The organism is Streptococcus sp. Marseille-P6264 (assembly GCF_902460355.1).
Taxonomy (GTDB): domain Bacteria; phylum Bacillota; class Bacilli; order Lactobacillales; family Streptococcaceae; genus Streptococcus.
In genome coordinates, this window is record NZ_CABPTO010000006.1 from 66792 (window position 1) to 92084 (window position 25293).

At 41.9% G+C, this 25293-nt stretch carries 20 protein-coding genes; 16 read left to right on the forward strand and 4 right to left on the reverse strand.

Going from position 1 to position 25293, the window contains the following annotated elements; translation table 11 throughout:
* Positions 1-27 precede the first annotated feature (27 nt).
* The 5 genes from ppc (at position 28) to pyk (ending at position 10196) form a co-directional block, all read left to right on the forward strand.
* Entirely contained in the window at positions 28-2874 is a 2847-nt protein-coding gene (gene ppc / locus FZ941_RS08380) for a phosphoenolpyruvate carboxylase (protein WP_148887532.1), read from the forward strand.
* 228 nt (positions 2875-3102) lie between these two features.
* Positions 3103-4107 (forward strand): catabolite control protein A, encoded by a 1005-nt coding sequence (gene ccpA / locus FZ941_RS08385; protein WP_148887533.1) that lies wholly within the window; start codon positions 3103-3105, stop codon positions 4105-4107.
* Positions 4108-4432: 325 nt separating this feature from the next.
* A complete protein-coding gene (locus FZ941_RS08390) occupies positions 4433-7543 on the forward strand; it encodes a DNA polymerase III subunit alpha (RefSeq protein ID WP_148887534.1) in 3111 nt (1036 codons plus the stop codon).
* A gap of 84 nt (positions 7544-7627) precedes the next feature.
* Positions 7628-8638, forward strand: coding sequence for a 6-phosphofructokinase (gene pfkA / locus FZ941_RS08395; RefSeq protein WP_148887535.1), 1011 nt, complete (start codon positions 7628-7630; stop codon positions 8636-8638).
* Between the two features lie 52 nt (positions 8639-8690).
* Positions 8691-10196: a pyruvate kinase gene (gene pyk / locus FZ941_RS08400; protein ID WP_148887536.1), complete on the forward strand. Its 1506-nt coding sequence runs from the start codon at positions 8691-8693 to the stop codon at positions 10194-10196.
* Positions 10197-10460: 264 nt separating this feature from the next.
* On the opposite strand, the gene FZ941_RS08405 is transcribed toward pyk, so the two are convergent.
* The gene (locus FZ941_RS08405; RefSeq protein ID WP_005590678.1) at positions 10461-10841 is read right to left on the reverse strand and encodes a hypothetical protein; all 381 of its coding nucleotides are present in this window, start codon (positions 10839-10841) and stop codon (positions 10461-10463) included.
* 357 nt (positions 10842-11198) lie between these two features.
* Here FZ941_RS08405 and FZ941_RS08420 point away from each other — a divergent pair, with 357 nt between their 5' ends.
* The 10 genes from FZ941_RS08420 to lacD all read left to right on the forward strand — a co-directional run bounded on the left by FZ941_RS08420 (position 11199) and on the right by lacD (position 20678).
* Entirely contained in the window at positions 11199-12773 is a 1575-nt protein-coding gene (locus tag FZ941_RS08420) for a DEAD/DEAH box helicase (RefSeq protein ID WP_148887538.1), read from the forward strand.
* 286 nt (positions 12774-13059) lie between these two features.
* Positions 13060-13806 (forward strand): DeoR/GlpR family DNA-binding transcription regulator, encoded by a 747-nt coding sequence (locus FZ941_RS08425; protein WP_005590674.1) that lies wholly within the window; start codon positions 13060-13062, stop codon positions 13804-13806.
* Positions 13807-14130: 324 nt separating this feature from the next.
* The gene (locus tag FZ941_RS08430) at positions 14131-14607 is read left to right on the forward strand and encodes a PTS sugar transporter subunit IIA (protein WP_148887539.1); all 477 of its coding nucleotides are present in this window, start codon (positions 14131-14133) and stop codon (positions 14605-14607) included.
* Between the two features lie 20 nt (positions 14608-14627).
* Positions 14628-14933 carry a PTS sugar transporter subunit IIB gene (locus FZ941_RS08435; RefSeq protein ID WP_005590672.1) on the forward strand — a complete coding sequence of 102 codons (306 nt, stop codon included), beginning with the start codon at positions 14628-14630 and terminating at the stop codon, positions 14931-14933.
* A gap of 52 nt (positions 14934-14985) precedes the next feature.
* Positions 14986-16461, forward strand: coding sequence for a PTS galactitol transporter subunit IIC (locus FZ941_RS08440; protein WP_148887540.1), 1476 nt, complete (start codon positions 14986-14988; stop codon positions 16459-16461).
* A 163-nt stretch (positions 16462-16624) separates the two neighbouring features.
* Positions 16625-17521, forward strand: coding sequence for an aldose 1-epimerase family protein (locus tag FZ941_RS08445; protein ID WP_148887541.1), 897 nt, complete (start codon positions 16625-16627; stop codon positions 17519-17521).
* Positions 17522-17666: 145 nt separating this feature from the next.
* Positions 17667-18092, forward strand: a complete 426-nt coding sequence (gene lacA, locus FZ941_RS08450) for a galactose-6-phosphate isomerase subunit LacA (RefSeq protein WP_148887542.1) — start codon at positions 17667-17669, stop codon at positions 18090-18092.
* A 148-nt stretch (positions 18093-18240) separates the two neighbouring features.
* Positions 18241-18756 (forward strand): galactose-6-phosphate isomerase subunit LacB, encoded by a 516-nt coding sequence (gene lacB / locus FZ941_RS08455; protein WP_001216921.1) that lies wholly within the window; start codon positions 18241-18243, stop codon positions 18754-18756.
* A gap of 10 nt (positions 18757-18766) precedes the next feature.
* Positions 18767-19696 carry a tagatose-6-phosphate kinase gene (locus FZ941_RS08460; protein ID WP_148887543.1) on the forward strand — a complete coding sequence of 310 codons (930 nt, stop codon included), beginning with the start codon at positions 18767-18769 and terminating at the stop codon, positions 19694-19696.
* 1 nt (position 19697) lies between these two features.
* A complete protein-coding gene (gene lacD, locus FZ941_RS08465) occupies positions 19698-20678 on the forward strand; it encodes a tagatose-bisphosphate aldolase (RefSeq protein ID WP_148887544.1) in 981 nt (326 codons plus the stop codon).
* A 39-nt stretch (positions 20679-20717) separates the two neighbouring features.
* On the opposite strand, the gene FZ941_RS08470 is transcribed toward lacD, so the two are convergent.
* The 3 genes from FZ941_RS08470 to FZ941_RS08480 form a co-directional block, all read right to left on the reverse strand.
* A complete protein-coding gene (locus tag FZ941_RS08470) occupies positions 20718-20981 on the reverse strand; it encodes a GIY-YIG nuclease family protein (RefSeq protein WP_148887545.1) in 264 nt (87 codons plus the stop codon).
* Positions 20971-21717 (reverse strand): tRNA1(Val) (adenine(37)-N6)-methyltransferase, encoded by a 747-nt coding sequence (locus tag FZ941_RS08475; protein WP_148887546.1) that lies wholly within the window; start codon positions 21715-21717, stop codon positions 20971-20973. Before FZ941_RS08475 ends, FZ941_RS08470 begins: the two co-directional genes overlap by 11 nt.
* Before the next feature lie 92 nt (positions 21718-21809).
* Entirely contained in the window at positions 21810-24149 is a 2340-nt protein-coding gene (locus tag FZ941_RS08480; RefSeq protein WP_148887547.1) for a cation-translocating P-type ATPase, read from the reverse strand.
* A 157-nt stretch (positions 24150-24306) separates the two neighbouring features.
* Here FZ941_RS08480 and FZ941_RS08485 point away from each other — a divergent pair, with 157 nt between their 5' ends.
* Entirely contained in the window at positions 24307-25047 is a 741-nt protein-coding gene (locus FZ941_RS08485) for a 1-acyl-sn-glycerol-3-phosphate acyltransferase (RefSeq protein ID WP_148887548.1), read from the forward strand.
* Positions 25048-25293: the final 246 nt, after the last annotated feature.

A 25293-nucleotide genomic window follows, 5' to 3' on the forward strand; every position in this document is an offset into this window, starting at 1 on the left:
CTCTTCAACAATAGAAAGGTGTAAATAATGTCATTTACAAAATTAGAAAATTATAGCAATAAAGAAATGATTCGAGAAGAAGTTTCTATTTTAACGGACTTGTTGGTAGATATTACCCGGGATATTCTCAGTCCTGACACTTTTGCTAAAATCTCCATGATTGAAGAACTAGCAGTTCAATCTAAATACCAAGAGCTGAAAGCAGTAGTAGAAGAATTATCCACGGATGATATGGTCTATATCTCACGCTATTTTGCTATTTTACCTCTGCTCATCAATATCTCAGAAGATGTCGATTTGGCTTATGAGATCAATCATCAAAATAATATCGACCAAGACTACCTTGGTAAGCTTTCGACGACGATTGATTTGGTTTCAACACGAGAAAATGCACAAGAAATCCTGGAAAATCTAAATGTTGTTCCTGTTTTGACTGCTCATCCGACTCAGGTTCAGCGCAAGACCATGCTGGATTTGACAAATCATATCCACACACTGTTGCGTCAGCATCGTGATGTTAAAGCTGGTCTGGTGAACGAAAAGAAATGGTTAGCTAATCTCCGTCGCTATATTGAGCTGATGATGCAGACCGACATGATTCGGGAAAAGAAACTTAAGGTTACCAATGAAATTACTAACGTTATGGAATACTATAACAGTTCTTTTCTTCAGGCAATCACGAACCTAATGCTAGAGTATAAACGCTTGGCAGAAGAAAAAGGAATTCATTTGGAAAATCCTAAGCCCATCACCATGGGAATGTGGATTGGTGGCGACCGCGATGGAAATCCATTTGTAACCGCTGAAACTCTGAAATTGTCTGCGACGGTACAGAGCGAAGTTATTCTGAATTACTACATTGACAAGGTTTATACGCTCTATCGTAATTTTTCCCTGTCTACTAATCTTTCAAAAACCAGTGAAGCTGTAGCCAAGATGGCAGCTTTGTCAAGCGACAAGTCTGTTTATCGGGAAAATGAGCCTTATCGCCGTGCTTTTCATTACATTCAGTCCAAGTTGATTCAGACCTTACTTTATCTGAAAGAAGGTAATTTTTCTGGTGAAGGGCACCGTTTGGCTGATAAAGCTGAAGCAGTCCTGCATGCAAATTCAGCCACTTCAGTCAGCCATAATGGTAGGGAAATCATTCCAAATTATATCCAGTCTAAACTTAGTGGTAGTTTAGATGAATTACGAAAAGAACAACTTCCATCTTATAAAGATGCGCAAGAATTTAAGGAAGATCTCCTTGTTATTCGTGATTCTTTGCTGGAGCACAATGGACAAGCTCTGGTGACTGGAGAACTTACTGAATTGCTACAAGCGGTTGACATTTTTGGTTTCTTCTTGGCCAGCATTGACATGCGTCAGGATTCTAGTGTCCATGAGGCTTGTGTGGCGGAGCTCTTGGCTTCTGCTAATATTGTGAAAGATTACAGCAGCTTGTCAGAGGAAGAAAAATGCCAAGTCCTTCTCAAGCAGCTTCTGGAGGACCCACGGATCTTGTCAGCCACTCATGCACCTAAATCTGAACTTCTACAAAAAGAATTGGAAATTTTCAAGACGGCTCGTCAGCTTAAGGATGCGATTGGCGAAGATGTTATCAAGCAAAATATTATTTCCCATTCAACTAGTGTGTCAGATCTGCTAGAGCTGGCGATTATGCTTAAAGAAGTAGGTTTGATCGATGAAGAAGGGGCGCGTGTGCAGATTGTCCCACTTTTTGAAACGATTGAGGACTTGGATAACTCCTGCGATACTATGGAGAAATATCTGTCTCTGCCAATTGCTCAAAAATGGATCGCTTCTAAAAACAACTACCAAGAAATCATGCTGGGCTACTCAGACAGTAACAAGGACGGTGGCTATTTATCATCATGTTGGACACTTTACAAGGCTCAACAACAACTGACAGCTATCGGTGATAAGTTTGGCGTCAAGATTACCTTCTTCCATGGTCGTGGAGGAACTGTCGGTCGTGGCGGTGGCCCAACTTATGAGGCAATCACTTCACAACCATTGCGAAGTATCAATGATCGTATCCGCCTGACAGAGCAAGGAGAGGTCATTGGTAATAAATACGGTAATAAGGATGCAGCTTACTATAATCTGGAAATGCTCGTATCTGCGGCTATTAACCGCATGATAAGCTATAAGAAGAGTGATAGTAATACGACCAATGAATATGAAAGAGTGATGGATCGAGTGGTTGATCGAAGCTACCAAATCTATCGTGATCTAGTCTTTGGCGACGAACGTTTCTACGATTATTTCTTTGAGTCTAGTCCTATTAAGGCCATTTCTAGCTTTAATATCGGTTCTCGTCCAGCGGCCCGTAAAACGATTACTGAAATTGGGGGTCTGAGAGCCATTCCTTGGGTCTTCTCATGGTCTCAAAGTCGGGTGATGTTCCCTGGTTGGTATGGTGTTGGCTCTAGCTTCAAAGAATTTATCGATGAAGATCCTGAAAAGAATCTTGCCTTCCTTCAATTTATGTATCAGAGATGGCCATTCTTCCAGTCCCTCTTATCAAATGTCGATATGGTGCTATCCAAGTCCAATATGAATATTGCCTTTGAATATGCGCGACTTTGTGAAGACCAAAATGTACGAGATATTTTCAATACAATCCTAGATGAATGGCAGCTGACCAAGGATGTTATCTTGGCGATTGAAGGTCATGACGAGCTCTTAGCAGAAAATGCCTATCTCAAGGATAGTTTGAACTATCGGATGCCTTATTTCAATGTTTTGAACTATATTCAGCTTGAGCTGATTAAGCGTCAACGGCGAGGAGAACTTTCACCAGAACAAGAACGTTTGATCCACATTACCATCAATGGAATTGCGACAGGACTACGAAATTCTGGTTGATGCACAAGGAGCTTTAAAAGAACTCAATAAAAAATCGGCTCAGAAGCCGATTTTTTTGAGTTTAAACTATTTTGAGTCCATAACTTATTTCCTGCGATTCGTGTAAATAAAAAATGAAAAAGTTTTCATATCTGTGCGCTAAAATACTTGAAAGTGTTTACAATTAGTGATACAATGATAAGTGTAGAAAAATGAAAACGATATTTTCAACAAAAGAAAGGAAACTATATGAACACAGACGACACAGTAACCATTTATGATGTCGCCCGTGAAGCGGGAGTTTCAATGGCGACAGTCAGCCGAGTTGTAAATGGCAACAAGAATGTAAAAGAAAATACACGAAAAAAAGTACTAGAAGTAATTGAACGTCTTGACTATCGTCCTAATGCAGTTGCCCGCGGTTTGGCTAGCAAAAAGACGACCACAGTTGGTGTTGTAATTCCTAATATCACGAATAGTTACTTCTCTACTTTAGCTAAAGGGATTGATGATATTGCTGAAATGTATAAGTACAATATCGTCCTGGCAAACAGCGATGAAGATGATGACAAGGAAGTTTCGGTTGTTAATACCCTTTTCTCTAAGCAAGTAGATGGTATTATTTTTATGGGCTACCATCTGACAGAGAAAATTCGTTCAGAATTTTCACGTTCACGGACACCCGTGGTTCTAGCAGGCACGGTAGATGTAGAGCATCAATTGCCAAGTGTCAATATTGATTATAAACAGGCAACGGTTGATGCTGTGGAACTATTGGCTAAGCGCAACAAGAAAATTGCTTTTGTCAGCGGTCCTTTGGTAGATGATATCAATGGTAAAATCCGCTTGTCTGGCTACAAAGAAGCTCTGAAGGGTAAGAAAATTTCATACAGCGAAGGCTTGGTCTTCGAGTCTAAGTATAGCTACGATGATGGTTATCATCTAGCTGAACGTCTGATTGCTTCGAAGGCTACGGCGGCCTTTGTGACTGGAGATGAGTTAGCGGCAGGTTTGCTTAATGGTTTGGCTGATCTAGGTGTTCGTATTCCTGAAGACTTTGAAATCATTACTAGCGATGATTCGCAAATTGCTCGCTTTACTCGTCCTAATTTGTCTACTATCGGACAACCTCTGTATGACATCGGTGCAATTAGTATGCGGATGCTGACGAAGATTATGCATAAAGAAGAGTTGGAAGAGCGCGAAGTCCTCCTAGCTCATACGATCACTGAACGTAAATCAACTCGTAAATAATAAAATTGATTCGGCATGGGACAGAATTAAATTTTGGAAGAATTTAGTTCTGTCTCATTTTTTGTTTTAGTTAAACACGGTTGCCGAATATAAGAGACTCTGAGTTTCTTCTTTACAGAAATTTAGGTATAATAGAAGCAGGAATGTTGAAAATCATTGCTTGTCCAATCTGCTTAACTGATAGGAATGAAGAAGTCAGGATTTAGCCAAGATTTGGCATAGGTTTTCAGCAAAAATGTAAAAATAAAGAAGTGGAAATATATTGTTTTCTGTCTTCTTTTTACTAGTAGGCATCATTTATCGTAGCTGTATCAAGGAGAATTTTGTGATTACACAACTAGATACCAAGACTGTTTATAGCTTTATGGATAGTTTAGTCTCTATCAAAAAATATGTTCAACGGGCAAAGGACTTGGGCTACAAAAGTCTGGGTATGATGGATGTGGACAATCTTTATGGGGCTTATCATTTTCTAGAGGAGGCAAAAGCGGCAGGACTTCAGCCCTTGCTAGGTCTGGAAATGGAAATTTATAAAGATGGAAATCCTCTCAATCTGAGACTGTTGGCCTTGGATAGTCAGGGTTATCGCAATTTGATGAAGATTTCCACTTTGAAAATGATGAATCGTCAAAATTGGGAAGACTTTCAACATCTTTTGAAGGGGCTGGCTCTGATTGTACCAATCTTTGAGGGCGTGGATCAACTAGATCTTGGCTTAGACTTTTATGTTGGGGTCTTTCCAGATACGCCTAGGCAGGAATTGACTAGGTCAGTCCTGCCCTTACATACGGTTCGTTATTTTGAGCAGGGAGACTTGGAAACCTTGCAGATGTTGAGGGCGATTCGGGACAATATCAGCTTGCGAGAGGTCGGTCATCTGTCGAGCCATGAATTTTTATTAGCGCCAGCCTCTTTAGAGGAAGCTTTCACTGAAAATTTTCCAGAGAGTTTGACCAACTTGGAGCAATTGATAGCTGATGTCCACTATGAAATCAACACTGAGTTGAAACTTCCACGTTTCAATCCTGAGAGACCTGCTGTAGAGGAGCTGCGGGAGTTGGCTGAGGAGGGATTAGCCAAGAGGGGACTTGCAGGGGAAGACTATCAAGCAAGGCTGGATCAGGAGCTGGATGTCATTCATCAGATGGGCTTTGATGATTATTTCCTTATTGTCTGGGATTTGCTGCGCTTTGGCCGCAGTCAAGGCTATTACATGGGGATGGGACGTGGCTCTGCAGTTGGCAGTCTGGTGGCCTATGCTTTGGAGATTACAGGCATTGACCCAGTAGAAAAGAATTTGCTGTTTGAACGTTTCCTAAACCTAGAACGCTATACCATGCCCGATATTGATATTGATATTCCCGATGTGTATCGGCCAGAGTTTATCCGCTATGTTCGGGATCGCTACGGTAGCATGCATGCAGCTCAGATTGTGACCTACTCAACTTTTGGGGCCAAGCAGGCCATCCGAGATGTTTTTAAGCGCTTTGGTTTACCAGAGTACGAGCTGACCAATATTACCAAAAAAATTGGCTTTCGAGACAATTTAACCACTGCTTATGAGCGAAATATAGCTTTTCGTCAGATTATCAATAGCAAACTAGAATATCAGAAGGCCTTTGAAATTGCCAAAAAAATCGAAGGCAATCCACGTCAGACCTCAATCCATGCTGCTGGTGTCGTCATGAGTGACGATGATTTGACAAATCAAATCCCCTTAAAATATGGGGAAGACATGTATATCACCCAGTACGATGCCCACGGTGTCGAAAGCAATGGACTGCTTAAGATGGACTTTCTGGGCCTGCGCAATTTGACCTTTGTTCAGCGGATGAAAGAAGCAGCTCTAGAAAAATACGGAGTTGATATTGATATTGCTCGTATTGACTTGGAGGACGAGGAAACTCTGCGTCTCTTTGCAGCAGGCAATACCAAGGGTATTTTCCAGTTTGAACAAGCAGGTGCCATCAGTCTTTTGAAAAGAGTCCAACCCGTCCAATTTGAAGAAGTAGTGGCTACCACCTCTCTCAATCGTCCCGGCGCTAGTGACTATATTGATAATTTTGTCAAGCGCAAGCATGGTCGTGAGCGCGTGGAGATGATTGATCCGAGCTTGGAGGATATCTTGGCTCCAACCTATGGTATCATGCTTTACCAAGAGCAGGTCATGCAGGTCGCCCAGCGTTTTGGTGGTTTTAGCCTAGGGAAGGCCGATATTTTACGGCGGGCGATGGGTAAGAAAAATGCTGCTGAAATGCATAAAATGGAGGAAGAATTTGTCGAGGGAGCTGTCAAATTGGGGTACTCAGAGACTAAGGCCAAGGAGGTTTTTGCGGTCATGGAGAAATTTGCTGGTTATGGCTTCAACCGCAGTCATGCCTATGCTTACTCGGCTTTAGCTTTTCAGTTGGCCTACTTCAAGGCTCATTATCCAGACATCTTCTTTGATGTCATGCTTAATTATTCTAGTTCGGACTATATAACGGATGCACTCGGCTTTGGCTTTGAGCTAGCTCCCTTGACCATTCATAACATTCCCTATAAAGATAAGTTTCAGGAGCGAAAAATCTATCTTGGTTTGAAAAATATCAAGGGCTTGCCAAGAGATTTTGCTTTCTGGATCATAGAAGAGCGTCAAAAGAATCCCTTCAGTAGTGTGGAAGATTTTATCTTACGCCTGCCGCAGACTTATCATAAGTTGCCACTTTTAAACCCACTGGTGCAATTGGGACTCTTTGATGTTTTTGAGCCCAATCGGCAGAAGATTTTGCACAATCTACCGAATCTTTTTGTCTTTGCGGATGAGCTGGGCAGTTTATTTGCTGATACTAGCTATTCATGGATGGATGCTGAGGATTTTACCACTGCAGAAAAGTTTGAGCAGGAGCAAGCCCTGATTGGAGTTGGCCTTAGTGACCATCCCCTCATTAGCCTAGCTAAGAAAGCCCATCAGCCTTTTGTCTGGATTGAAGAGTTGGCGGAAAATAGCAAGGCGACCATTCTAGTAGAGGTCCAGTCGATCAAGATTATTCGCACAAAAAACGGTGAAAACATGGCCTTTATGCAAGTGACGGATACCAAGAAAAAGTTAGATGTTACTTTATTTCCTGAAGTTTACCGCCGTTTTGCCAAGAAAATCCAAGAAAAAGGTCATTACTATCTGACTGGAAAAATTCAGGAGAGAGATGGGCGGTTGCAGATGATTTTAGCAGAAGCGGAGGAAGCAAGCTCAGAACGTTTTTGGATCCAATTAGCGGATGCTAGTCATGACAAGCAGATTGCGGAGATATTGCAGCGATACCCAGGAAATATTCCCGTAGTGCTACGCTATGAGAATGAAAAGAAAACGGTTCCTGCAACAGGCTTTCGTGTTCAAAAAACAGACCAGCTTCAAACTGAACTAAAAACTTATAGCATGAAAACGGTTTTTCGGTAAAAAATCAGGAAAATAAGAGAATTTTTATTCTGATTATGGTATAATCTATAAGAATGTTAAAAAGATAAAGGAGCACATTACGAAATGAAACGTATTGCTGTTTTGACCAGTGGTGGAGATGCCCCTGGTATGAATGCTGCCATTCGTGCAGTTGTTCGTAAAGCAATTTCCGAAGGAATGGAAGTTTACGGAATTTATGGTGGCTATGCTGGAATGGTTGCTGGAGATATTTATCCACTTGATGCAACTTCAGTTGGAGATATCATCTCTCGCGGAGGAACTTTCCTTCACTCAGCACGCTATCCAGAGTTTGCTAAACTTGAAGGCCAATTAAAAGGAATCGAACAACTCAAGAGACATGGTATTGAAGGTGTCGTTGTTATCGGTGGAGATGGTTCTTACCACGGTGCTATGCGCTTGACAGAGCATGGTTTCCCAGCGGTTGGTGTGCCTGGAACAATTGATAATGATATCGTTGGTACAGATTTCACTATCGGTTTTGATACTGCTGTGACTACAGCTATGGATGCGATTGACAAGATTCGTGATACATCATCCAGTCACCGTCGTACTTTCGTTGTTGAAGTAATGGGACGTAACGCTGGTGATATCGCACTTTGGGCAGGTATTGCTACAGGTGCAGATGAAATTATCATTCCTGAAGAAGGCTTCAAGATGGAAGATATCGTTGCCAGCATCAAACGTGGCTATGAAAAAGGTAAGAAGCATAATATCATTGTTCTTGCTGAAGGTGTTATGTCAGCAGATGAGTTTGGTAAAAAGCTGAAAGAAGCTGGTGATACTAGCGATCTCCGTGTGACTGAACTTGGTCACATCCAACGTGGTGGTTCACCAACTGCCCGCGACCGTGTATTGGCTTCTCGTATGGGAGCGCATGCCGTTAAACTACTTAAAGAAGGTATCGGTGGTGTTGCCGTAGGTATCCGTAATGAAAAAATGGTGGAAAGCCCAATCTTAGGAACTGCAGAAGAAGGCGCACTCTTTAGCCTGACTGCAGACGGCAAAATCGTTGTCAACAATCCACATAAAGCTGATATCGGCTTGGCAGAGCTCAATCGCAGCATTAATATTTAATTGGTCAATCAGGGGTGAAAACCCCAAATAGTAGAAGGAGTTTCTTAATATCATGAACAAACGCGTAAAAATCGTTGCAACTTTAGGTCCTGCGGTAGAAATCCGTGGCGGTAAAAAATTCGGTGAAGACGGATACTGGGGTGAAAAACTGGACGTTGAAGCTTCAGCTCAAAATATTGCAAAATTGATTGAAGCAGGAGCAAATACTTTCCGTTTCAACTTCTCACACGGTGACCACCAAGAACAAGGTGAACGTATGGCAACTGTTAAACGTGCGGAAGAAATTGCTGGTAAAAAAGTTGGTTTCCTTCTTGACACTAAAGGTCCAGAAATCCGTACAGAATTGTTCGAAGGCGAAGCAAAAGAGTACTCATACAAAACTGGTGAAAAAATCCGTGTTGCAACTAAACAAGGAATCAAATCAACTCGCGATGTGATTGCTTTGAACGTTGCTGGTGGACTTGATATCTACGATGATGTTGAAGTAGGTCGCCAAGTATTGGTTGACGATGGTAAGCTTGGTCTTCGCGTTGTAGAAAAAGATGATGCAACTCGTGAATTTGTAGTTGAAGTTGAAAATGACGGTGTTATCGCTAAACAAAAAGGTGTAAACATCCCTAACACTAAAATTCCTTTCCCAGCTCTTGCTGAGCGCGATAACGACGATATCCGCTTTGGTTTGGAACAAGGTATCAACTTCATCGCGATTTCATTTGTACGTACTGCAAAAGATGTCAACGAAGTTCGTGCAATCTGTGAAGAAACTGGTAACGGTCACGTTCAATTGTTTGCGAAAATTGAAAACCAACAAGGTATTGACAACTTGGATGAAATCATCGAAGCTGCTGACGGTATCATGATCGCTCGTGGTGACATGGGTATCGAAGTACCATTCGAAATGGTTCCAGTTTACCAAAAAATGATCATTACTAAAGTCAATGCAGCTGGTAAAGTTGTTATCACAGCAACAAACATGCTTGAAACAATGACTGAAAAACCACGTGCAACTCGTTCAGAAGTATCAGACGTATTTAACGCTGTTATCGACGGAACTGACGCTACAATGCTTTCAGGTGAGTCTGCAAACGGTAAATACCCACTTGAGTCAGTAACTACAATGGCTACAATCGACAAGAACGCTCAAACTCTTCTTAATGAATACGGACGTTTGAACTCAGACACTTTCGAACGTAACTCTAAGACAGAAGTTATGGCTTCAGCTGTTAAAGATGCTACTAACTCAATGAATATCAAATTGGTTGTTACTTTGACTAAGACTGGTCACACTGCTCGTTTGATTTCTAAATACCGTCCAAATGCTGATATCTTGGCATTGACATTCGATGAATTGACAGAACGTGGCTTGATGTTGAACTGGGGTGTTATCCCAATGTTGACAGAAACACCTTCATCAACTGATGATATGTTCGAAATCGCTGAACGTAAAGCAGTTGAAGCAGGTCTTGTTGAGTCTGGTGACGATATCGTTATCGTTGCAGGTGTACCACTTGGCGAAGCGGTTCGTACAAACACAATGCGTATCCGTACAGTACGTTAATTTATTTCATAGCATACAAAAACCGATAGATCCATTCTATCGGTTTATTTTTTGTTCTAGAGTTTTTAATTGATTTCGTAATTGTGAAAACTTCAAAATAAGAATATTAACATTTTGCATATCAAAAAGGAGAAGAACCTTATGATCTTCTCCAGATTTAATATTTTCTTCAATTGACCACAATTTATAAGGAATAAAAACAATAGTGTAACTATGATAATTATGGATTATCGTTACACTATTAGTTAGTAGATACTCTCTATATCACTTTTTTTCTTTTCTAGATTCTAATACCCAACCGATGATCCAGCAGCAGACTAGCAGGTAATTTTCAATCCAGCCCAGTAGATTGGCTTGATTCGCTTTTTCAAGATAGCCCAGCAGATGATTGGTACCAAAGCCCAGTCCACCCAGAATCAGTGCTAGCAAGGTCATACGCAGATAGAACCAATCATACTTTATATTGGCGGCAATGACTAAAGGTAGAATAGCCAGATTCCAGAAACCAATTTCCCGCTGCCAGTAGGGAGCTAGGCCGTAGATGGACTCATTTCCCAAGAGTTGGGGCTGGAAAATCTGGATTATAGCCGCGCCCAGCATAGCTAAGATCAGTAAAATGAAAGTCACTCGTAAAAATTTATTCATACCTATCTCCTTTCTTCTTTATAGATTATATTATTTTTGAAAATGATTTTCAAGTTTTCATTTTTTACAAGAGAGATCTTTAATAAAATATTTCACAAGCAAGTTCTATCTTTTTAGGTACTTTTGTGGTATACTAGACTAGTTGCAGAAATACAGTTTTTCTATTCAGTGGGAACTAGCGACCGAGTCGGCGCTTTTTTAGTGCCTGGACTTGAGAGACCATATTTATGAAGAGAAGAGCGAATACTCTCAGGAAATCGAGATTTAGCATGAGAAAAGCACTTGGTATGTTTCGATAGTTGAGTATTAAAAGCCTTATAAGGTGGCTTCGCACCGCCTTTAGAAAGAAGAAGAACATTGAAATTTAATGAATTACATTTATCTGCTGAATTACTAGCAGAGATTGAAAAAGCTGGCTTTGTAGAAGCAAGCCCTATCCAAGAACAGACGATTCCACTTGCCATGGCAGGTAAGGATGTCATTGGTCAGGCCCAGACAGGGACAGGAAAGACAGCGGCCTTTGGCTTCCCAACTCTGGAGAAGATTGATACAGATAATCCTGCTGTGCAGGCTTTGATTATCGCTCCAACCCGTGAATTGGCTGTGCAGAGTCAGGAAGAGCTGTTCCGTTTTGGCCGCAGCAAGGGTGTCAAGGTACGCTCTGTCTACGGTGGTTCCAGCATCGAAAAGCAAATCAAGGCCCTCAAATCTGGTGCTCATATTGTCGTAGGAACACCTGGTCGTCTCTTGGATTTGATCAAACGCAAGGCGCTTAAGCTGAATCAGATTGAAACCTTGATCTTGGACGAAGCGGATGAAATGCTTAACATGGGCTTTTTGGAAGATATTGAGTCTATCATTTCACGCGTACCAGAAGATCGTCAGACCTTGCTCTTTTCAGCGACCATGCCAGATGCTATCAAGCGTATCGGTGTGCAGTTTATGAAGGAGCCTGAGCACGTCAAGATTGCGGCTAAAGAGCTGACGACGGAGCTGGTAGACCAGTATTATATCCGTGTCAAGGAAAATGAAAAATTTGATACCATGACTCGCTTGATGGATGTGGAGCAGCCTGAGCTGTCTATCGTCTTTGGCCGGACCAAGCGACGGGTGGATGAACTGACTCGTGGCCTGAAAATCCGCGGTTTCCGAGCAGAGGGTATCCATGGTGATTTGGATCAAGGCAAGCGCCTCCGCGTTTTGCGCGACTTTAAAAACGGCAATCTGGATGTCTTAGTGGCGACAGACGTGGCCGCGCGTGGTTTGGACATTTCTGGTGTGACCCACGTCTACAACTATGATATTCCGCAGGATCCGGAAAGCTATGTTCACCGGATTGGTCGGACTGGTCGTGCTGGTAAGTCAGGTCAGTCTATCACGTTCGTAGCGCCAAATGAAATGGGTTATCTGCAGATTATCGAAAATCTGACCAAGAAGCGCATGAAAGGCCTCAAGCCAGCGACTGCAGAAGAAGCTTTCCAAGCTAAGAAAAGAGTTGCCCTTAAGAAGATTGAACGCGATTTTGCGGACGAAAGCATCCGTTCTAACTTTGAGAAATTCAGTAAGGATGCCCGCAAGTTGGCAGCAGAATTCAGCCCAGAAGAGCTGGCTATGTATATCCTCAGCTTGACGGTACAGGATCCAGATACCCTTCCTGAAGTAGAAATTGCCCGAGAAAAACCATTGCCATTTAAAGCATCTGGTGGCGGTTTTGGTGGAAAAGGCAAGAGTGGTCGTGCCAACGGTCGTCGAGGTGACCAAGGTCGTGATCGTCGTGGTGGACGCGAAGACCGAGATGGAGGCCGTCGTGACTTTAAACGCAAGTCAAACAAGAACAGTCGTGATTTCGAGAGTAAAGGAAATAAACGGCCACACCGTATTTCCAGCGAAAAGAAAACCGGCTTTGTTATCCGTAATAAAGGCGATAAATAAACAAAAAATCCGATGTCAGCTGACATCGGATTTTTCTATTGAAAATAATTTGTGTATCTTTCAAGATTTGTTTGAAAACAGCATAATGAAAACGCATAAACAAACAATAATCTATTTTTTTGAAAAAAAGTATACATTTTTTTGTTTATATGAAAAAATTGTAGTATAATGATATAAGCAATGGTGCATGGACATTAAAGTGATTTGAGGTGTCCAAGGAACCTAAGAATCAAAGGGGAAACTTTGATGAGACGTCTCTAGACATCAACAACAAGGAGGATTGTACATGAAGGAAAGTCGTCATAAAGTGATCTTACAAGAGCTGGACCAGACGGGAGTTGTGTCTGTTAAAAATCTGAAGGAATTGCTGAATGTAACAGATATGACCATTCGGCGAGATTTGATTGATCTTGAGAAGCAAGGACTTTTGATTCGGGTGCATGGTGGGGCTCATAAAAAGGTGAAAGATAGCTTGAATGAAGCTTCGCATTCTGAAAAAACGATGTTAAATATCGAAGAAAAGAAGCTGATTGCTAAGAAATGTGCTGATTTGATTGCTGAAGGAGATACAGTTTTTATCGGATCGGGTACTACAACGGATTTTATCGGCGATTATTTAGAGGGGAAAAATATCAGTATTGTAACCAATTCACTCCCTATTTTCGAAAAATTGAAGGATTACCCTAATTTTGATTTGATATTGATTGGAGGGCGCTATCGGGTCAAGACCCAGACTTTTGTGGGGCAGTTTGCTAATAAACTTCTACGAGAAATCAAGGTGTCTAAGGCCTTTATTGGAGTGAACGGAATTGATGGTCACAATGTGACGACTGCCAATGAAGAAGAGGGGAATGGAAACGCCATTATTCTCAACAATGCAATTGAAAAATACATTGTTGCAGATAATAGCAAATTTGATAGCTATTCTTTCTATAGTTTTTACCGTTTGGACAATATTGACGCGATTGTAACGGATGACCATATCTCTCCGAAAGTGAGAGCAAAATATAGTTCTTACACCAAGGTTCTCTGATTTGATCGCGTTGTCATGAATGTTAATTTGAGATTCTGAAAGCTGCGAATTTCGTAGCTTTTATTTCTTGTTTCAAATGAATTGCATTTAATAGTGGGCGAAAAGTTCTTGTATATCAACTTAGACTTGCTAAGGATATTTTTATGACTCGTGTTATTCTTCAGCCATGCAGAATGACGAAATGTCCCATCTTCATATGAACATTAAAATTTTAAGTCATTAGATAAATAAACAAAAAATAACAAAACAAACTATTGACAGCGCTATCATATAATGATATAATTAATTAAACGAACAAAAAGAAACAAAAGGAGAGATGATGAAATGGCGCTTGCCCAATTATTTGATGAAAAATTGATATTTTGTTTACATGCTGATAATCAGGAAGATCTTTTTCATCAAGTAGCTGATTTATTAGAAGAAAGAGAAGTCGTAACTTCTTCTTATCGAAAGGCCTTACTTGAAAGAGAAAAGTCATTTCCGACTGGTTTGGATATGGAATTTTTAGGCAAAGATTTGCCGAATGTTGCCATACCTCATACGGATATTGCGCATAATTTGACTGAAAATGTGGTAGTTGTTAAGCTAGATCAGCCTGTAACCTTCCACAATATGATTTCTCCTACGCAAACCGTTGAAGTGTCTCTCTTGTTCTTTATCATCAACAACTCTAGCTCAAGCCAGACCAATATCTTAGCACAGTTAATGGATTTCTTCACTAGCGAAGGAAATCTAGCTGGTTTAGCTTCTTTGAACTCAAAAGAAGAGTTGTTCCAATATATTTCAAAAGTTATTAAATAAATAAATCGGAGGATTTTATTATGATTAAAATTTTAGCAGCCTGCGGAGCAGGGGTAAACTCAAGTCACCAAATAAAGAGTGCTCTTGAGGAAGAGTTGTCAAACCGCGGTTATGATGTACATTGTGATGCCGTGATGGTTAAGGATGTCAATGAAGATCTAATGCAAGGTTATGATATCTTCACGCCAATCGCTGCAACAGATCTTGGTTTTGAACCAGGAATCCCAGTTATCGAAGCTGGACCAATCTTGTTCCGTATTCCTGCAATGAGCGCTCCAGTGTTTGACAATATTGAAGCAGCAATTAAAGAGCACGGACTAAGTTAATCTATTCTTTATCTTGTTAACATTCATATAACAAAAAAAGGGAGGAATTATTATGGATGTCATTATTGACCTAGCCAATAAGATTTTCAAGCCAGTCTTGGAAATGGGTGGTCCTATCATCATGCTGATCATCTTGACAGTATTGGCCTTACTATTTGGAGTAAAATTCTCCAAAGCGCTTGAAGGTGGTATCAAACTTGCCATCGCTCTTACTGGTATCGGTGCCATCATCGGTATGCTTAACGGAGCTTTCTCAGCTTCACTTGCGAAGTTCGTTGAAAATACTGGTATCCAGTTGAACATCACCGACGTTGGTTGGGCACCACTTGCAACCATCACTTGGGGTTCTCCATGGACCTTGTATTTCTTGCTCATCATGCTCATTGTCAATGTGGCAATGTTAGCTATGAAAAAAACAGATACATTGGACGTGGATATCTTTGATATCTGGCACTTGTCAATTACTGGCTTGCTCATCAAATGGTATGCAGATAAGAGCCATGTAAGTCCTGCTGTGTCACTCTTGATTGCAACTTTAGCAGTTGTCTTGGTTGGTGTCTTGAAGATTATCAACTCTGACTTGATGAAACCAACTTTTGATGATTTGTTGAATGCGCCAAGTTCATCACCAATGACTTCAACTCACATGAACTACATGATGAACCCTGTTATCATGGTTTTGGATAAGATTTTTGACAAATTCTTCCCTGGGTTGGATAAATATGACTTCGATGCTGCCGCTTTGAACAAGAAAATTGGCTTCTGGGGATCTAAATTCTTCATCGGTTTCCTTCTTGGTATCGTCATCGGTATCATGGGAACGCCGCATCCAGTATCTGGCGTTGAGGAAGCAGCAAAATGGTCACTTGTTATTAAAGGATGGTTGTCTCTTGGTTTGACTGCCGGTGTCTCCTTGGAACTCTTCTCACTTATCGGATCATGGTTTATAGCAGCCGTTGAACCACTTTCACAAGGTATTACAAACGTAGCAACAAAACGTCTTCAAGGACGTAAATTCAACATCGGTCTTGACTGGCCGTTTATCGCTGGTCGTGCAGAAATCTGGGCCTGCGCTAACGTACTTGCCCCAATCATGTTGATTGAAGCAGTTCTGCTTTCTAATGTAGGAAACGGTATCTTGCCGTTGGCTGGTATCATCGCAATGGGTGTGACACCTGCCCTTCTGGTTGTTACACGTGGTAAATTGCTTCGTATGATTGTCTTTGGAACTCTCTTGTTACCACTCTTCCTTCTCTCAGGTACACTGATTGCACCATTTGCAACAGAACTTGCTAAAGGTGTTGGTGCTTTCCCTGAAGGAGTTAGCCAAACTCAATTGATTACTCACTCAACACTTGAAGGACCAATCGAAAAACTTTTGGGTTGGACTATTGGTAATACTACTACAGGTGATATCAAAGCAATCATTGGTGCTATTGTCTTCCTTGGTGCTTATATTGGAATCTTTGCTTGGTACAGAAAGCAAATGATCAAACGGAATGCAGAATACGCAGCAAAAGCAAAATAATATCCGTTAACTATTGTTAAATATTGTAAGACTTGGGAGGCTAGATTGTCCATTTCCAAATGGGAATGTTGATAATCTAGCTTTTCCTATGTAATGAATAGAAAAGCTATGCAGAGAGAGGTCAGAAGTCTGGCTTCTTCTCTGAAGTAGAGAGGAAATTTGGATGGTGATTGTGCTACAAAATGATGAATTGACAGTGCAGTTTGAGAAATTGGGAGGAGCGCTTTCTTCAATCAAGGATAAGGATGGCGTGGAATACCTCTGGCAGGGTGATGCAACTTATTGGAGCGGTCAAGCTCCAGTTCTTTTCCCCATTTGTGGGAGTTTGCGCAATGACACCGCTCACTATGAATTAAAAGATGGTCAAAAAGCGAGTGGAGTCATTCCTCGGCATGGTCTCGTTCGCAAGAAAGAATTTGAAGTGGTTGAACAAACGGATACGAGTGTGACCTTTGTTATTGAGAATACAGAGGAAATGTTTCAGAACTATCCCTATCATTTTCGCCTATCAATTCGCTATAGCTTGACTGGTAAAAAGCTTCGTACCCAGTATATCGTAGAAAATCGTGGAGATAGTGGCGCCATGCCGTACTTTATCGGAGGTCATCCCGGCTTTAACTGCCCTTTATTTGATGATGAAAAGTATGAGGATTACTATTTGGAGTTTGAACAGGAAGAAACCTGCAGTGTTCCTCTCTCTTATCCTGAAACTGGTATGTTGAACTTTCTCGAACGTTCAAGCTTCCTAGATCATCAAAAAGAACTAAATTTGGACTATGCTATCTTTGCTAAAGATGCAGTGACCCTTGATGAGCTAAAATCGCGGACTGTTGCTCTTCGTTCTTGGAATCATGATAAAGGGTTACGTTTGGATTTTCAAGAATTTCCAAATCTAATTATCTGGTCAACTATTAACAAAGGACCATTTATAGCCTTAGAACCTTGGTCAGGTTTGTCGTCCTCGTTAGAAGAGGGTGATTATTTAGAAAGCAAGAAAAATGTCCGTCTACTCCCAGCAGGAGAAAAAGAAGAAATTGGATTTGATATTACTATTTTTTAAAGAAAAATTTTAAAAATGTTTAAAAACAAACATATAATGTTGACAACGAACACGAAATGTTGTATTATAAACTTGTGAATCAAATAACATTTAATGTTTTAAAACATTTTAGTTCATTATATAGAAAATTAAAGGAGGACTTAATATGTCTATTATCATTGGTGCAGATGCTGCAGGTTTGAGATTGAAAGAAGTTGTGAAAGACTTCTTGGAAAAAGAAAACTTCCACGTAGTGGATGTTACGACTGAAGGTCAAGACTTTGTCGATGTGACTCTTGCTGTTGCTGCAGAAGTAAACAAAGAAGAACAAAACCTTGGTATCGTGATTGATGCCTATGGTGCTGGTCCATTTATGGTCGCAACAAAAATCAAAGGAATGGTTGCCGCAGAGGTTTCAGACGAACGTTCAGCTTATATGACTCGTGGCCACAATAACTCACGTATGATTACTATGGGAGCAGAAACTGTTGGTGATGAATTGGCGAAAAACATTGCTAAAGGATTTGTTAACGGTAAATACGACGGTGGCCGTCACCAGATTCGTGTCGACATGTTGAACAAAATGTGCTAATACTCTTCAAAAATCAAGATAATCTGTCGTCAGCTCACTTTAGCTAACTTCAGTTATGCTCGCAGCTCGCTTCCTAAGCTAATCTTGATTTTTCTTGAGTAAGGATAAATGATATGAGATTTATATAATTAATCGGAGGGAATAACTAATGAGAATTGCAATTGGATGTGACCACATCGTAACAGATGAAAAAATGGCGGTTTCAGAATTTTTGAAATCAAAAGGATATGAAGTCATCGACTTTGGTACCTATGACCACACACGTACTCACTACCCAATCTTTGGTAAAAAAGTTGGTGAAGCCGTTACAAGCGGTCAAGCTGATCTTGGGGTTTGTATCTGTGGTACAGGTGTAGGTATCAATAACGCAGTTAACAAAGTTCCAGGTGTACGTTCTGCCTTGGTTCGTGATATGACAACAGCACTCTATGCTAAAGAACAACTCAATGCCAACGTTATCGGTTTTGGTGGTAAAATCACTGGTGAATTGCTGATGTGCGATATTATTGAAGCTTTCATCAATGCTGAATACAAACCATCTGAAGAAAACAAAAAATTAATTGCTAAAATCGAGCACGTTGAAACTCACAATGCTCATCAAGCAGATGCAAACTTCTTTACAGAATTCCTTGAAAAATGGGATCGCGGTGAATACCACGACTAAGAGGTGACGCATGATTTTAACTGTCACAATGAATCCATCCATTGATATTTCTTATCCTTTGGATGAATTAAAAATTGATACTGTCAACCGTGTGGTGGACGTGACCAAAACAGCCGGAGGTAAAGGGCTCAATGTTACACGAGTGCTTTCAGAATTTGGTGATTCTGTTGCTGCTACAGGTTTAGTTGGTGGTAAACTTGGTGAGTTTTTGGTAGAACATATTGATGATAAGGTCAGTAAACATTTCTTCACCATTCAAGGAGAGACTCGTAACTGTATCGCTATTCTACACGGAGATAACCAAACAGAAATCCTTGAGAAAGGGCCTGAGGTTCTGGAACACGAAGGTCAAGATTTCTTGGCTCATTTCGAAAATCTTCTTGACACTGTGGAAGTAGTCGCGATCTCAGGCAGTCTGCCAGCTGGTCTTCCAGTTGATTACTACGCTGACTTGGTTGGACTTGCTAACCAAGCAGGGAAACCTGTTGTTCTAGATTGCTCGGGTGCGGCTCTTCAGGCTGTTCTTGCATCACCACATAAACCAACAGTCATCAAACCGAATAACGAAGAATTGTCTCAGCTTCTAGGAAGAGAAGTTTCTGAGGATTTGGATGAATTAAAAGAAGTTCTTTCAGAACCGCTATTTGAAGGTATTGAGTGGATAATCGTATCACTTGGTGCAGACGGTGCTTTTGCAAAACATGGTGCTACTTTCTACAAGGTAGATATTCCTAGAATCCAAGTGGTCAATCCAGTTGGCTCTGGTGACTCAACGGTGGCAGGTATTTCCTCAGGTCTCTACCATAAGGAAGCTGACGAGGCATTGCTCACAAAGGCAAATGTGCTCGGCATGCTCAATGCCCAAGAAAAAATGACAGGTCATGTCAATGTGGCCAACTATCAAGCTCTATATGATCAATTAATAGTAAAAGAGGTATAAAATGGCTTTAACAGAACAAAAACGCAAATATTTAGAAAAACTTTCTGACGAGAACGGCATCATCTCAGCTCTTGCCTTTGACCAACGTGGTGCTTTGAAACGCCTCATGGCTCAATACCAAACAGAGGAACCAACAGTAGCTCAAATGGAAGAACTCAAAGTCTTGGTTGCAGATGAATTGACAAAATACGCGTCATCTATGCTTTTAGACCCAGAGTATGGACTTCCAGCTACAAAAGCTCTTGCACCAAATGCTGGTCTTCTCCTTGCTTATGAAAAAACAGGATACGACACAACTAGCACTAAACGCTTGCCAGACTGCTTGGATGTTTGGTCTGCCAAACGCATCAAAGAACAAGGCGCTGACGCTGTTAAGTTCTTGCTTTACTATGATGTAGACAGCTCTGACGAACTTAACCAACAAAAACAAGCCTACATCGAACGCATCGGTTCTGAGTGTGTGGCGGAAGATATTCCATTCTTCCTTGAAATCCTTGCTTACGATGAAAAAATCGCTGACGCGAGCTCTGCTGAATACGCCAAAGTAAAACCACACAAGGTTATCGGTGCCATGAAAGTCTTCTCAGACCCTCGCTTCAACATCGATGTCTTGAAAGTGGAAGTTCCAGTCAACGTCAAATACGTTGAAGGATTTGGCGATGGTGAAATCGTGCATACACGTGAAGAAGCAGCGGCTTTCTTCAAAGCACAAGATGAAGCGACTAACTTGCCATACATCTACTTGAGTGCAGGTGTGTCAGCTAAACTCTTCCAAGAAACACTTGTCTTTGCCCACGAATCAGGCGCAAACTTCAACGGCGTTCTTTGTGGACGTGCAACCTGGGCTGGATCAGTTGAAGCCTACATCAAGGACGGTGAGGCAGCAGCTCGTGAATGGCTTCGCACAACTGGATTTGAGAATATTGACGAACTCAATAAAGTTCTTCAAACAACAGCGACTTCATGGAAAGAACGTATCTAATTTAATCTTGAATGTAGAAATAAAAAAACGTAGTAAGTTTTAGGACTTGCTACGTTTTTCTTCTATATAAGCTAGTTTTTCAGCTCGTTTCTTCTTTTTGAAGTGGGCTTCAGCCGACATGGCTGCAGATTTGTCGGGGTATTCTTCTTGATAGATGAGTGTGACGGGCAATCGGGCGCGAGTGTACTTGGCTCCTTTTCCAGACTGATGTGTTTTGAGACGAGCTTCTACATCAGTTGTATAGCCTGTGTAGAGGGTGCCGTCTCCACATTCAAGGACGTACATATAGGCTTTATTTTCCATAGTAAATCTCTTGAATTTCTGGTGTATAGCTGCCGTCTTGCTCGTGGATAAAGAGAGGCGGGAGGATTTTCAGACCGTCCGGTGAACCATCCTTGATTGCCTCAATTAAGAGCATGTTGGCTTCCCTACCCTGCTTGGGATAGACAAACTGGATGCGCTTGGGCGCTAGATTATGGCCTTTCATGGTCTCTAAAATATCCAAAAATCGGTCAGGACGATGGACCATGGCTAAGCGACCATTGGACTTGAGGACTCGCTGGGCAATCGTGCAAATTTCTTCTAAATTCGTAGCGACTTCGTGACGCGCTAGCAAATAATGTTCACTGCCGTTGAGATTGGAATGTTCATCGACCTTGAAATAAGGAGGATTGCAGAGAATGATGTCAACCTTGCTGCCAGAGATGTGGTTGCCTAGATTTTTCAAGTCGTCATGGATAACCTGCATCTGTTGAGCAAGGTCATTTAGTTCAATGGAACGCTGGGCCATATCGGCCAAACGCTCCTGAATTTCCACTGCTAAAATCTGGGCCTGAGTCCGTGTGCTAGCAAAGAGACCAACAGCCCCGTTTCCAGCACAGAGATCAACGATGAGCCCTCGTTTGGGTAATTTTGGAAAGCGAGAAAGCAGGACACTATCGACTGAATAGCTAAAGACCTCGCTATTTTGAATGATTTTAATATCAGTGGAAAAGAGCTGATTAACTCTTTCTCCAGCTTTTAATTTTGCTTCTGTCATACCAACATTATAGCATGATTAAGTGCTATTCCAAAGAAGAAAGAGAAATTTTATAGCAAAAAACACCTGACAGATATAGCCAGGTGCGAATTTTAGTTGAATTCATATTTTTGCTTGATGGTACAAGCGATGAAAATTCCGATAAAGAAAACCATGAGAATCAGGTAGACTGGCAAGGTTGCGGCTGTCAGCGTTGCAATTTCCAATAGGTGCTGCAGGACAAAGGCTGATAGATAGAAGCCTGCGACTGAAAAAATGATCAGAAGAGCGCGCCAGAGGTTGAGTGGTAGGCAGGCTCGGATGACTGACAGGAAGCTAATGCTGCCTAGCAAGTAGTAGGTCAGAGTTGCCATTTCAATGTCGCTCCAGCCATGGCTGCTGCCCCAGATGCGGACAAATAACACACTGAAGATAATCATGAGGGAGCTTGGCAGAGCCAGCTGCAGGGAGCGTTTGAGGAAGTGCTTTTCAACTGGCTTAATATTGCGCTCAAAGGTGAGGACAAAGGGTGGGAAACCTTCGACAAACTGGTCAATCAAGGTGATTTGAATCGGAATGAATGGGAAAATCAAGAGGTATTCTGGCTTGCCTAGCAGGATACTGGCGATACAGATGATAGCTAGGAGGAAGGAATAAATGGTCTTGATGAAGAAAATCGGAGCAATCCGGCCGATATTGTTAACAACACGGCGGCCTTCAAAAAGAATCTCAGGGACATCGTTAAAGTCGGAGTTAAGAAGGACCAAGTTGGCAATTTGCCGAGTTGCTGGGTCGCCCTCGGCCATGACGATGGAACAGTCTGCTTCACGCAAGGCCAAAATATCATTAACCCCATCTCCGGTCATGGCTGTTGTCCGACCAGCGGCCTTGAGAGTCTGGATGAGCAGCTTCTTCTGATGGGGAGAAACACGGCCAAAGATGGCTGTTTCTTCTGCTTGCTCAACCAGTTCTTGATCGCTGATTTTAGAGCAGTCGATGTAGCTGTCGTAGTTGGCAAATCCAGCCTGGCTCGCGATATGAGAAACGGTCACAGGATTGTCACCAGAGATGATTTTCAGATCAACATCCTGAGAACGCAGGTAGTCCAGTGTCTCGGCCGCTCCCTCACGGATAGGATCAGTGATTTCCAGAACAGCTAAAGCGGTCATATCTTCAGGCAGTTGGATACTGTGTTTGTCTAGCACTTGGTCGCTGTGAGCCAGCACCAAAACCCGTGATCCGCGTTTTTGAGCCTCTCCAACCGCTGCAGGATTGCTGTCCAGTAGCATTTCTGGTGCCCCCAAAAAGATAGTTCCGACACTGGATAAATGCATAGCCCCCCATTTTCGGTCACTAGAAAATGGGATGACATTGTCGCTAGTATAGGTGTGCTCTAAATGGCCGTAGCCCTTGCGGATAGCCTGGGCTGTTGGGTTATTATCCTCACTGGTTTGGATGTAGGCTGCTAAGATTTGACCGACGGTCTCATCAGAAAACTTATCTGACAGACTATGCAAGGCTTCAATAGTCATCTTTCCTTGGGTAATTGTTCCGGTCTTGTCCAGACAGAGAGTGTCTACTCGAGCCAAGGTTTCAACAGAATACATTTCCTGAACAAGAACCTTGCGCATACCTAGCTTGATGACAGCTGTCAGGAGTGACGTGACTGTCAGCAAGGCGATTCCCTTAGGCAGCATACCCAAAAGGGCTGTCGAGCTGGTAATGACAGAGTTTTTGACAGGCAGTCCCTTTATCATCAGGGCTTCAAAGAAGAGTGCCAATCCAAAAGGAATGATGATTTTTCCAGTAAAGCGGGAAATTTTGCCAAGATTGTAAAGAATGCGCGAGTTGATAGGCTTGAGTGTTTTAGCCTCAGTCATGAGCTTGTTGGCATAGTTGTCTGCGCCGACATGGTGCACCTTAGCATAGATCTGCCCACTGGCCAAAAAGCTACCAGACAGCAGCTCGGCGCCTTCTTCCTTGAGAACCAAATCACTCTCACCTGTCAGCATGGCTTCATTGGCCTCGGCAACACCCACTACTACATGGGCGTCACTGGGAATTTGCTCGCCGGCTGACAGCTTGATCAGATCGCCCAGTACAATTTCTTCTGGCTGAATCTTGACTTCCTGGCCGTCGCGGATGACTGTGACCAGCTCTCGGCTGACCAGATTGAGCTTGTCAATCATGTGTTTGGCTCGCAGCTCTGTAATAATACCAGTGACAGCATTAAAACTGATGACTGCGAAGAAGACCAGATTGCTCCAGGCTTGGACAGAGACCAAGGCTACAGCAATAACAAAGTTAAGGGCATTAAAAAGGGTGAAAACATTCCGCTTAACGATTTGCCAGTTACTAGTACTGGTGTCACTTGTAAAATCGTTGGTCAAGCCCTGCGAAATCTTCTCATCTACTTGGGTTTGGTTTAAACCGATTAATTCTTTTTTGTTCATGAGATTAATGATACCATTTTTTTATAGAAATAGCTATCAGAATCAGCTGTTACAGCCAAAGTTTGGAAAAATATTGCAGACTATAAGGGGATAGGGTATAATGAGAAAGGATGTAATAAATTTCAAGTACAATCACGGTTTGAAATAAGGAGAGTTTATGTTTTATACCTATTTGCGAGGTCTGGTGATTTTTATCCTCTGGGCTTTGAATGGAAATGCCCATTACCATAATAAAGAGAAGATTCCTTCACAAGATGAAAATTATATCTTGGTGGCCCCTCACCGGACATGGTGGGATCCTGTTTACATGGCTTTTGCGACCAAGCCCAAGCAGTTCATTTTCATGGCCAAGAAACAGCTCTTTGAAAATCGGGTGTTTGGCTGGTGGATTCGCATGTGTGGTGCCTTTCCTATCGACCGGGAAAATCCTGGTCCGTCAGCGATTAAATACCCTGTCAATATGCTGAAAAAGAGCAATCGTTCCCTGATTATGTTCCCGAGCGGTAGCCGCCATTCTACGGATGTAAAGGGAGGAGTGGCAGTGATTGCCAAGATGGCTAAAGTCCGTATCATGCCAGTAGTCTATGCTGGTCCCATGAGCCTCAAGGGCTTGGCAGCTGGTGAGCGCGTGGATATGAACTTCGGCAATCCTATTGATATTTCTGACATCAAAAAGATGAACGATGAGGGAGTTGAGGAAGTGGCTCGTCGGATTCAGGCTGAATTTGACCGTTTAGACGCAGAAGTGGCGCCTTATCAGACAGGTAAAAAACCAAATATCTTCTGGCGGATTTTACGAGCATTAGCCTTTATTCCAGCTGCCTTGATTGGTATTCTGACCTTCATTTTTAGTTTCCTTGCAAGCTTCGTCTGGGATCCAGAGAAGCACAGAAAATAATGCCGACAGAGAGTGGGACAGAAATCGGTAATTCGTTAGAATTCGATTTCGTCGTTCCACCTCCTCACAGTTGAGTAGGGCTGTAAAAGCTGATGAAATCAGCGTAATAGAGCCCACTCAACCACTGCGTCTTGCTCGACAATCCAAAGATAATTGAGAGGCTAGGACTTTTGTCCCAGCCTCTGTTTTAGTTTTTCTTATTTGTATTTGAAACTTTGTTTCAGATTTCTATTTTTTTCCTTTTCT

Bases quoted from the DNA above. Each gene is read 5' to 3' on its own strand.
- ppc (WP_148887532.1), top strand. From the start codon at position 28: ATGTCATTTACAAAATTAGAAAATTATAGCAATAAAGAAATGATTCGA.
- ccpA (WP_148887533.1), top strand. From the start codon at position 3,103: ATGAACACAGACGACACAGTAACCATTTATGATGTCGCCCGTGAAGCG.
- pfkA (WP_148887535.1), top strand. From the start codon at position 7,628: ATGAAACGTATTGCTGTTTTGACCAGTGGTGGAGATGCCCCTGGTATG.
- pyk (WP_148887536.1), top strand. From the start codon at position 8,691: ATGAACAAACGCGTAAAAATCGTTGCAACTTTAGGTCCTGCGGTAGAA.
- FZ941_RS08405 (WP_005590678.1), bottom strand. From the start codon at position 10,841: ATGAATAAATTTTTACGAGTGACTTTCATTTTACTGATCTTAGCTATG.
- FZ941_RS08425 (WP_005590674.1), top strand. From the start codon at position 13,060: ATGAAGGAAAGTCGTCATAAAGTGATCTTACAAGAGCTGGACCAGACG.
- FZ941_RS08430 (WP_148887539.1), top strand. From the start codon at position 14,131: ATGGCGCTTGCCCAATTATTTGATGAAAAATTGATATTTTGTTTACAT.
- FZ941_RS08435 (WP_005590672.1), top strand. From the start codon at position 14,628: ATGATTAAAATTTTAGCAGCCTGCGGAGCAGGGGTAAACTCAAGTCAC.
- FZ941_RS08440 (WP_148887540.1), top strand. From the start codon at position 14,986: ATGGATGTCATTATTGACCTAGCCAATAAGATTTTCAAGCCAGTCTTG.
- FZ941_RS08445 (WP_148887541.1), top strand. From the start codon at position 16,625: ATGGTGATTGTGCTACAAAATGATGAATTGACAGTGCAGTTTGAGAAA.
- lacA (WP_148887542.1), top strand. From the start codon at position 17,667: ATGTCTATTATCATTGGTGCAGATGCTGCAGGTTTGAGATTGAAAGAA.
- lacB (WP_001216921.1), top strand. From the start codon at position 18,241: ATGAGAATTGCAATTGGATGTGACCACATCGTAACAGATGAAAAAATG.
- FZ941_RS08460 (WP_148887543.1), top strand. From the start codon at position 18,767: ATGATTTTAACTGTCACAATGAATCCATCCATTGATATTTCTTATCCT.
- lacD (WP_148887544.1), top strand. From the start codon at position 19,698: ATGGCTTTAACAGAACAAAAACGCAAATATTTAGAAAAACTTTCTGAC.
- FZ941_RS08470 (WP_148887545.1), bottom strand. From the start codon at position 20,981: ATGGAAAATAAAGCCTATATGTACGTCCTTGAATGTGGAGACGGCACC.
- FZ941_RS08475 (WP_148887546.1), bottom strand. From the start codon at position 21,717: ATGACAGAAGCAAAATTAAAAGCTGGAGAAAGAGTTAATCAGCTCTTT.
- FZ941_RS08480 (WP_148887547.1), bottom strand. From the start codon at position 24,149: ATGAACAAAAAAGAATTAATCGGTTTAAACCAAACCCAAGTAGATGAG.
- FZ941_RS08485 (WP_148887548.1), top strand. From the start codon at position 24,307: ATGTTTTATACCTATTTGCGAGGTCTGGTGATTTTTATCCTCTGGGCT.